The sequence below is a fragment of the Methylomonas aurea genome, from assembly GCF_024505045.1.
GTDB classification, from domain to species: Bacteria; Pseudomonadota; Gammaproteobacteria; order Methylococcales; family Methylomonadaceae; genus Methylomonas; species Methylomonas aurea.
The window spans coordinates 112,149-122,276 of record NZ_JANIBM010000011.1 but is presented as its reverse complement, the minus strand read 5'-3'; the positions used below and the strand labels follow the sequence as shown (position 1 = coordinate 122,276).

4 protein-coding genes are annotated in these 10,128 nt (G+C 56.6%); all 4 read right to left on the bottom strand.

The genetic code is table 11. The features are described from left to right. Positions 1 to 6,627, bottom strand: a 6,627-nt coding sequence (locus NP603_RS11515) for a two-partner secretion domain-containing protein (protein ID WP_256611030.1), incomplete at its 3' end; no start/stop codon positions are given. 22 nt (positions 6,628 to 6,649) lie between these two features. After that, positions 6,650 to 7,387: a SapC family protein gene (locus NP603_RS11510; RefSeq protein ID WP_256611029.1), complete on the bottom strand. Its 738-nt coding sequence runs from the start codon at positions 7,385 to 7,387 to the stop codon at positions 6,650 to 6,652. A gap of 49 nt (positions 7,388 to 7,436) precedes the next feature. Continuing rightward, entirely contained in the window at positions 7,437 to 8,987 is a 1,551-nt protein-coding gene (locus tag NP603_RS11505; RefSeq protein ID WP_256611028.1) for a ShlB/FhaC/HecB family hemolysin secretion/activation protein, read from the bottom strand. Between the two features lie 613 nt (positions 8,988 to 9,600). Continuing rightward, positions 9,601 to 10,101, bottom strand: a complete 501-nt coding sequence (locus NP603_RS11500) for an aspartate carbamoyltransferase (RefSeq protein ID WP_256611027.1) — start codon at positions 10,099 to 10,101, stop codon at positions 9,601 to 9,603. Positions 10,102 to 10,128: the final 27 nt, after the last annotated feature.

The following is a 10,128-nucleotide window of genomic DNA, read 5'->3' as shown; positions in this document are numbered from 1 at the left end:
TGCACAGGTTCCGGTGCCGCTCAAAACCAAGGTCTCGCTACCCACCAAAGTGCCTAGCGAGAGAATGCCGGCAGCGATATTGGTGCCGCCATCGTAGCCACGAGTGCCGGTCAGACTGATCACGTAGGGATTGATGGTTAACGTGCCATTGGCGTAGCTGAAGTCGTAATTGCTCGAGGTATATCCATTCGGCGTAATGATGTAGCTACCGGCGTTGATTGCGCCTTGCGAGGTGCCGCTATAACTCAGAGTACCGCCCAGAACACCGGCGTTCTCGCTGTTGACGAATCCGGAAATGTTGACACCGTTTCCGCCGCTGTAGCCGGCGCCGTTGTAGGTTTTGCTGTCGGCGGCGGCCGTGACCGTCAAGGTCTTCTTGTTGACGGTCAAAGTGCCGCTGGCTCCGCCGGTGCCTATCGTCGTCGAATACCCGGCACCACCGCTGATAGCCGCAGTACCAACCGCACCATTGACCGTGTAATCTCCGACCGCTCGACCGGTACCGGCGGTGCCGCCGACGATGCTGAAGCTGGGTGAACCGCTCAAACCGGCAATCGTGGCGTTGTCGGTAACTCCATCGTCACTGACATAACCGGATAAGGCGCTGCTCGCGCTGGGGTCGGCATCGCCGTAGGTCTTGCTGATATTGCCGACATCGACGCTCAAGCTGGGCTGGTAAGCGTAAATCAGGTGGTTGCCGGCGACGATGGTACCCGGAGCGTTGCCATCGTAGGTTCTGTTATACAAACGCGGCAGCGCCGAACCCGCAGCGCCGGTCAGGCCGCCTTCGGTTGAGCCCGACGGGCTGTACAGGTAAACCAGCCAGCGGCCGTTGGCAGCGGAAAGTACGCCGGAGCCGACATTGTTAACCAGTTCGCCGCCACTGGCCGCCGCCAATACTAATGCGTCCCCGGTTCCGCTGGCCGTTAATGCGGCACCGCTGTTCAATACGATATTTTTGCTGCCGCTGGTGCCGCCGGTACCGCGATGGACGATGCTGATGGTATCGGCCAGAATTTGTCCGGCTAGCGTGATGTTGCCGCTGTCGTCTTCGGTGTTGCCCGCGCCGTCGCGCAGTTCCATCGTCACAGATCCGGCGCCGGCGTTAATCGTGACACCGTTGGCGACTTCGATGACGGCATTTCCGGCATCGCGTTGGCTATCCACCACGCCGTTGGCGCTTTGGTCGTTGGCGTGCAGTACCAAACTGCCATCTCCGGTCGCGATATCCGAATTGATGTAAATGCTGCGGCCGGCATCCAGCGTCAATGTCGCCAAGGCGCTGTTTAGGCCGGTAACGTTCAGCGCGCTGTTAACCGTGATGTCGTTGTTGGCCTGCAAGGTCACGTTGACACCCCAACCCAACAAGTTAGTGAGTACGCCAGGCGCGATCGTAACGTTTTGATCCTGCGCCATGCTGTAGGTGACTCGGCTCGGGTCGGCCAAGCCAGAGGTTACCCGGCCCGTATTTTCATTGGCAAAACTGACGACAAAGGTATCGCCATGATCATAGGCAAAACCCGGTAACAGGCTGAAGTAGTTGGTGCCGGCGTACTGGTACCATTCCGCCCACGGGCCGCCAGTGTTAAAGCTCATACCGCTGTTGGCTGTCCTGCCGACGATGCTATTAGCTTCCGATATTTCGCCGAAGATTCCGTAGAACGCGTCGCCGTAGGTTATGGCACCGGCATTGGTTAATGCGCCATTTTTCCAATCGGCGTCGATAACCATGTAGTCGTAGTAGTAGGTATTGTAATTCTGAGTCAAAATGACTTGGTTCAAGCCGACATCTTGGTTGTCGTAAGTGCCTACCAAGCTGTTGCTGGCCGATACCACCCCGGCCACACCGGTTGCCGCACGTCCCCAAGTGATTGCCCCGGCGTTCGCCGCACTACCGTTGTGCCAGTGCCGGCTGCCAATCAAGTAGGAAACGTAAAGATCGGTGATGCCGTCGCTGCCGACCTGATCGCCGGCCGTACTGCCCACCACGCTATTGGATGAGCCGACTACCGCACCTCGCGCACCTTCACCGTATGCGTAGCCGGTTTTTTCGGCGACCCAGGTGACCGCGCCGGCGTCGGCATTCACGCCGTTATGCCAATGCGGACTCAACACCAAATAGTTGTATACGTATTGTCCGCTAGTCGGATCGTAACCGTTGGTCAGAACGGTTACGCCGCCGCTGCCGATCCGGTCGCCGGATGTGGCGCCGATCAAGCTGTTGCTGCCAGTGACTGCGCCTAATGCGCCGGTCAGGCGGCTGCCCCAAGTTACTGCGCCGAGCTGCGTGCTCGTACCATCGCCCCAATCCGGACTGATCACGACATAGCCGACCCGGGTCGTATTGTTGTACTCGGCAGGAAGTGCAACCACGCCGCCGCTACCGACCCGGTCGTTGGCATGAGTACCGACCAAACTGTTGGCAGCGCTGGCATTGCCGGTAAGCGGAGAGGCGGCGCCGGCTGTGGTGGTTACGCTACCCCAGGTAACGGCGCCGGCATCCGCGGTTGCCGCGTTATCCCAGTTCGGACTGGCGATGGCGTAGTAATCGAGATGGTATTGTTTCTGACCGTTGGCATTCGCGGGCCCGGTGGTCCAATCGTACGGCAGCATGGTAATTCCGCCGCTGCCGATTTGGTCGTTTGCGGTTCCGCCCACCAAGCTATTGGCGGAGCTGATGCTGCCGGTAATCCCGCTAGCGGCTGCCGTTTTGGTGATGGCTCCGACGTTTGCGGTGCCGCCGTTGCTCCAGTTCGGGCTATCCACCAGATAATAGGCGGTTCGGGTGCCCGACCAAGTAGAACCGTTGTAAGTTAATTCGGTGTATTGTCCGGTTTTGACGCCGCCACTGCCAACCTGGTCGCCTGCAGTATCGCCGACCAAACTGTTTCCCGCACCGACGGTGCCTTGAATACCGGTGGCTTCGGCACCAAATGTGACCGCTCCGCGATCGTTGTTCCAATGTGGGCTGATCACGCCGTAATAGTAGGTATAGGACCAGTTGTTAGCAGTTTCTACACCGTTGTAGGTTGCCACGATACCGCCACTACCGACCCGATCGTTGGTATTGCTCCCGATCAAGCTGTTGCTGCTGCTGATCGCACCGCTGACGCCGCTGCCGAAACTGCCCCAGCTGGCGGCGCCGGCATCGACATTGGCACCGTTATCCCAGGTCGGCGTCAGCACCACATAATCGGCAGCACCGACATCGACGATATTGTTAACGTCACCGCCGACACCGTCGTTGCTGGTACTGCCAACGAGGCTGTTTCCGGCGCCGACCACGCCACTGACGCCGCTGGTTTTGCTGCCCCAAGTTACCGCGCCGGCATCGATGGCGCCGCCATTGTCCCAGTCAGGACTCAACACCAGATAGTAGCCGCTCTTCAACAGTATTCCGCCGCCGCCAATATGATCATTGGCGGTCGCGCCTACCAGACTGTTGGCCGACCCCAGGGTTCCGGTTTTGGCGGCCGTAGCATCCCAGAACGTCACCGCCCCGGCACTTGAATGCCAGAGCGGACTTAGTACGACGTAGCCAGGGTCTTGGTTAAGAAAGGTAACGCCACCGCTACCGACTTGATCGCCGGCTTGATCGCCGACCAAACTGTTGCCGCTGCCGATGACACCGGAAATACCGCCGTTGTTGGTGCTGGTTTCGGTCGGGATATTATTGAGAGGTTGGCCGATAAAGTTTGTGGTGCTGGTGGTGCCATGGGTGATGGTGCGGCCGTCTCCCCAAGTGATTGCGCCGGCATCGGCATTGCCGCCGTTGTTGAAATGAGGGCTTAGCACCAAGTAATAAGGGTGAGTCGAGGTATAGCCGGTATCAGCGCTGCGGCTGGTGTAGTGGCTGAGAACCTGAATGCCGCCGCTGCCTACCAAATCGCCTGCAGTTGCCCCAACCAAGCTATTGGCGGAGGAAACTGCGAAACCGGCTGTCGCTCCGCCGGACGCATAGCCGGTCGCGCCGTTGAGCCAAGTCACCGCACCCTTGTCGCCGTCCCAATGGGGGCTGGCGACGACGTAGGCGACATCGGTACGGTAGGTATTGACGTGGCCGAAACCGGGCGGATTGCTGTTGTAGTTGGTACTGTTGGAGTAATAAAGCACTTTGATATCGCAGCTGCCGACTTGATCGTTGGCGTTACTGCCGACCAAGCTGTTCGAAGAACCGACGGTGCCGGTCAACGCGGCCGATCCGCTGCCCCAAGTCACCGCGCCGGCATCGACGTTGGCGCCGTTCTGCCAATGCGGGCTGGCGATCGCGAAATAATTCCGGTAGTACTCGGTCGCCGTAATCAGCGCTCCGCTGCTGTTGTAATCGTGGAACTCGGTGACGAATTGGGTAATACCGGCACTACCTATGCGATCACCGGCAGTTCCGCCAACCAGGCTGTTGGCTGAAGAAATGACCCCGGAAATACCGCTCAACGCGCTACCCATCGTCACCGCGCCGGTATTGGCATTCCATTGCGGATTCAAGACCAGATATTTCAAATAGCCGTTATCGTTGCTCCAAGTGTGGCCGGTAGCACCGTAATAGTTGTCGACCAAAACGATACTGCCGCTGCCCACCGCATCGCCCGCCGAACTGCCGACCAGGCTGTTACTAGAGGATATAACGCCGGACACGCTGCCATTGCCGGCTGCCCAGGTGACTGCGCCTTTGCCGCCGTCCCAATGCGGACTGGAGATCAGGAAATTGCCGACAAAATTGACCGCGGTATTGACGGCAGTATTGGTGTTTTGGCTGTATAGCTGGGTAATGCCGCCGCTGCCGAAACGGTCGTTGGCGTGGCTACCGGTCAAGGTCGAGATCAATCCACCAGTCCAGCCATTGAACAAATAAACCGCTCCGGCATCCTGGCCGCCAAAGTCGTCGTAGGGATCGGTCACTGCGACGTTAGTGTTCCACAAAACCGACGTCGTCGTGCCGTAGCCCGTCATGACGCCGCTGTTGTTGGTTGGGTTGGGATCTTCGAAATCGAATTGCGGGTATTTGCCGCTGCTGTCGATGGTAATGTTGTGCGGATCGAGCAACAAGGTTCCGTTGTTGCCGGCCGGTGCTAAGGTAGTTACCGTGCCGCCGAAGATCAACGTGTCGTGCGATGAAGTTTCGACGGTGCCGCCATCGCCGCCGGCCGATCCGCCCTTGGCCGAGATTTCCCCGTAAAAATCGGTGTGCTGTTCGGACCAGATCACCACTTGGCCACCGTCGCCATTAACCGTGGCGTCGGCTTGCAGCTTGGTATAAGGGTTGATTCGAGTCAATGCCGCATTGCGGATAGAAGAGTCCTTGCCTTGAAAGCCGCCCCCGACCGCTATTTTGCCGCCGCCGAGAGCACCGTTGGCATTGAGCTTGGCTGCCGCCAATTTGACATCGGTACCGCCAGTCACGGTGATATTGCCGCCGCGGCCGTTGGCACCGTTGGCATTCATGGTTGCCGAGCTGAACACTCCACCATCGGCGCCGGCAGTGACCGAAATTTCACCGCCGTCCTGGCTACCGTTGGCGTTCAATTGGGCGGATGCGGTCTGTAACACCCGGCTTTCTGCGGCGAGAGTAATGGAGCCGCCGTTACCATTTTTTCCTTCGGCACTGATAGTTCCGGTTTGCAGGATCCGGTCGCCATGAAGCTCGACGGTTCCGCCAGTATCGCCGTCGGCGCGAATCGAACCGGTATCGACTACCAATTTGCCGCGCTCCACCACCTTGCCGCCGTTACTGCCGTCGGCGGCCGCAACGTCCAAAGTGCCGCTGTTCGCGACTTCGTCACCGATTAGTTCTATCGTGCCGCCACGATTGACAATCGCTTTGGCTTCTACGACCCCGCTATTGTTGATTACGGCGCTGTGCAATTGATCGGCAGCCGTAGCGGTCATGATCACGCGGCCGCCGTCGGCGCGAATCAATTGCTTGTTTTCAATCAGGGAGTCCACTGTGGCCGGGTCGACCTGAATATTGACCAATTTACCCTCGTCGAGCTCCAGTTTGACACCGTCTCCGCCTGCCACAGCGACAGTGCCAAGCCGGGCTTGCACAATCCCTTCGTTCTTAACGTTCGTTGCCAGCAGCGCGACATAGCCGCCGTCCCCAGCTTTGATATTACCCTCATTGACAATTTGCGCCGTACTGCCATCGCGTTTGAAATGGTAATTGCCGTTATTGAAATCCTCATCCCGGATATTCATCGTCGAAGCGGCCATCCCACCGACATCGACTTGCGCGGTTTTGCCGAATATCACACCGTTGGGATTGACCAAATAGACTTGGCCGTTCGCGGTCAACTTCCCGGCAATTTCCGACGCATTGCCCGAAGTCACGCGGTTCAGAGCAATTGCACTGGCATTCGGTTGTTGGAAATCGACATGCGCGCTGGCGCCGATGTTAAAAGTTTGCCAATTAATAATCGCTTTCTGGCTGCTTTGAATCACATCCATTCGCGCCGCATTCTGCTGGATACTCGCCTGGCCGGACACGACTTGGCCGCCTGTCGGCAGTTCGTTGGGTGCCGGTTCAGCGACGGCGTGTTGCCAGCCGCCGGCCAACGCTAATTGAATGGCAAGCACCAAAGGACGAGGATTGAGGTGTACTGGAACATGGTGGTTTGGATATTTGGTCATAGTCTGATCCTCAATTTGGCGATCAATGTCGACTTTCGGCGGTTCTCGCAGCTTTGCGATGCAACAGGCGGGTAAAGTTGCTCAGCGACGCTAGATGTAAATAGATGTAGGCAAGCTCTCCCGATCGGAACAATCGATCCACCTTCTCCATATCGAGTTTTTGCAATTCAGCCTCGTCGACGACCCAGAGTCCTGCTAGCGAATAGCGCTCACCCGCCGGTGAAACCGCATCGGCCCTGCGCTCGACCAAGAGTCCGAGTCGGTTTAGCGTTTCCGCAAAATTGGCGGTAGTGATGGATGAGGCATGGTATTCGCGTAAAAATCCGATAATTTGGCCCAGATAGGCTGAAGGCTGCCCAGCGATAAGCAATGGTTCTCCGCTGAGCGGGTTGAAGCGCGGGCAACTGTCGTCGAAACAGACGATCAATTGTTTGTCTTCGTTCGACTCCGCCGGAACGAACGGATAACGGCGCACAAATGCCGGAACGTAACGCGCATCCCACAGCCCGGACTCGTCGACAAACAGATTCTCGCCGTCGGCCAGTCCCAGCACCGCAACCGGAACGAACTGGCCGTCAGCCGCTTTGGCAAAGGCGATCGGATACTCTTTCGCCGATTCCGCAAACTCTTGCAGAATAACCGGTACCGAATTGCTGTTGCCGGCAAAGCTAAAGTCATCGGCGGGAGATATTCTTAGCTTATCGTGAACGCTAGGGTCCAATCTGACGATACGCTTGTAAAACAATAGTTCTGTTTTCAATGGTTTACTTGAATTGGTTTGAGAAAATGCAGAGCGTTTTCAACGCCATTTAAAACGATTTGCTGAGACTGACCCAGAAGTGCGGCGTCTTGTTGGTACCATCCGAATCGGTCCCGTCGACGGATCGTGCGGGGTTTACTCCGATGCGTTGAGCCATACTGCCGCGGATGACAAAATTTCCTGGCACTACCCAGTTGATGCCAATACCACCGCCGCTTAAGGTGTAATGGCTGGGTACGCCGGAGTTGGCATCCGGCCACGGATCGTTATGTAACGTGATGCCGCCGTGATCGATAAAACCGACCAATTCGACATGTTCGTAGACTTCATAGCGCAATTCGAAATTCATCAGATACCCTTCGTCGCCCAGGGCTTCGTTGACCGGGTAGGCTCTAACGCCGAAAGGCCCGCCCAGACTGAATTTTTCCGACGAGTCGAGATTTTTTGTCGCTAACTGGCCATTGAAACCGGCATAAAAACGTAACGTATCGGTCAGGCTTTGCAACCGCGAGAAGTTCAGCGAAAACTTTTGGTAAGCGCCGCCAGCTTGCGCGGTATTTCGGTTGAACGACTGATCGCTGGGGCTGCCCGACAAATCCAGATTACCTGCGACCATCGTTACGCCGAGTAACGACACGCCGCCCCCCAGCCAACTATCAAGGTAGTCGCCGCTAATGCCTAGATACCCGCTTTGAATTTCCTTATCGCTAACCTTGCTGCCCAAGCTGGTATTGTAGTAATTGCGGTCGTCGAATCCGGCTGCTACGTAAAGATTGGCATCGACGCTGCGTATAATCGGATAGGTAGCGAACGTGCCGCCGGTCCAGGCGGAGCCTTCGGCTTCTAGGGATTTGAATGGTTCTCCCAACATATAGTCCAGACCCGACGCAGCAACTCCGACTCTCAGTCCGTTGTAGCCAACCGGAATTGAATAAGCGACGCGACCATAAACATTACCGCTTCCACCCTGTATACGGAGGGATGCCGCATCGCCCAACCGGAACGGATTGTTTAAGTTCAAAGTTCCGCCGAATTGGTTCATCCCGACCGACCGTACGCCGGTATTGCTGTAATCCAGGCTTCCGCTGATCAGATTGGATGGATCTATCTTCAATCGTAGATCGGACTCGCCAACGGCGGAACCGGCTTTTAACGTCGAAGAAACCGTACCGCCGCTCAGATCATTCAGCAACAAAATGCCGCGTTGCAAATCCGTCAAGCGTAGCGCCTCGCCTGCTGGTTGGGCGGCCAGCATGGTCTCTTTGGCCAAATCATTGCGATAGGTTTCCGCCGGGTCGTCAACCTCGACTTTGCCCAATTTGGCTTCGCGGATCAAAATCTCGACGATACCGTCTTGGATCTGTTGCGCCGGCAGAACCGCCCGGGCAAAAAAACCGCGCTTCTGATAGTAAGTGGCGATATCGCGAGTGATAACGCGCAAGTCTGTCAGACTCAGCGCCTTGCCAATGTAAGTCTTTAAAAATTCTTGCAATTCGGCTTCGGGGATTAACGAAGCACCGGTAATTTTCCAGCTTTTTACCAAAATCCGGATGTCGCTATCGCCGACCGGCGCCGGCTGTTCGGTAATTTCGAACGGCACGTTGGAACTTTGCGGCAGAACGGGCTCTGGTCTGATATTTCTCAGAATGGAGCCGGCTTCCGGTATCGACTCCGCACCATGAACGCCGATTGGCCCGATTAGAATAGCAATCGATATTCCGAGTTTGAGGCGCACGAACTTTTGCGTGTGTGTGAACTGTTCCAATTTCGTAAACTCCAAGGCCGTGCAAGCGTACGTTAGTTTCTAAGTTAAAACTAAGTCTGAGGCAGCGTGAATAAGATACGACTCCGAAATTACCGCAGCTTAATGAGCGGCAACAGGAATCGGTGGCAATTCCAATAAACCTACATTTGTTACGCTAGTAATTTGGACCTAATACGGCCGCATGACAAATCTTTGCCTTTTTTTCTGTCGCTACGATCACAGATTTTTCGAGTGCTGCTCAAATTCTCTAGCAGTTTCAAAGCAATGTCTAACGGGGCTTAACTGTCGGTTTTCTGGTTATGGCCGAGCGGCTGCTTTCGATCGCCAAAATCAGACGATCGGCCGGCTCCAGAGCTCCGGCGGCAGACATATAACGACAGGTGCCGGCGGGGCGCTTTAGCCAGGCACACCGAGCCGGCGTGCCTGGAGACTATCGGACACAGCAGAATTACTGTGCCGGCGTAGAGTGGTGCTGTTGATGTCCCGGTACCTCCGTGGCGCCGTGGGCTTGGGTTTGGGCATCGAACCACTCGTGCAATGCCTGCACCAATTGCGGGTATTCGCTGCTGTAATGGATCTGGGCGCCGTTCGGTAAAGCCCGGTATTCGTAGCGAACCTCGTCCGGTTTCGCGCTTTTCAGCGTTGCCAAGCCCGGCATGGCGGCGCCGTGCATTCGCTCGCTCGCCGAGAAATCGCCGCTGGCGAAAGCACCCGCCAACTGCCGCAGATGGGCTTGGATGGCACTGATCACCTTGGCGTCCGCGCCAGACTTGGCGACCACGTGCTGCACGCCGCCGTGAACGGTTTTGCTGAAAGTTTGCAGCGTGTTATCCGGCGAATACGCTGCGGACACCGGACTTGGGACTGGTTTGATTTCGCTAAACGCCGTGGTGGCGAAAGCGGTAGTGATTAAAAAAATAGCGATGGCGACGAAGTTCGAATTTGTCATGGTGGCTCTCCTGAAAGTATTGATTAG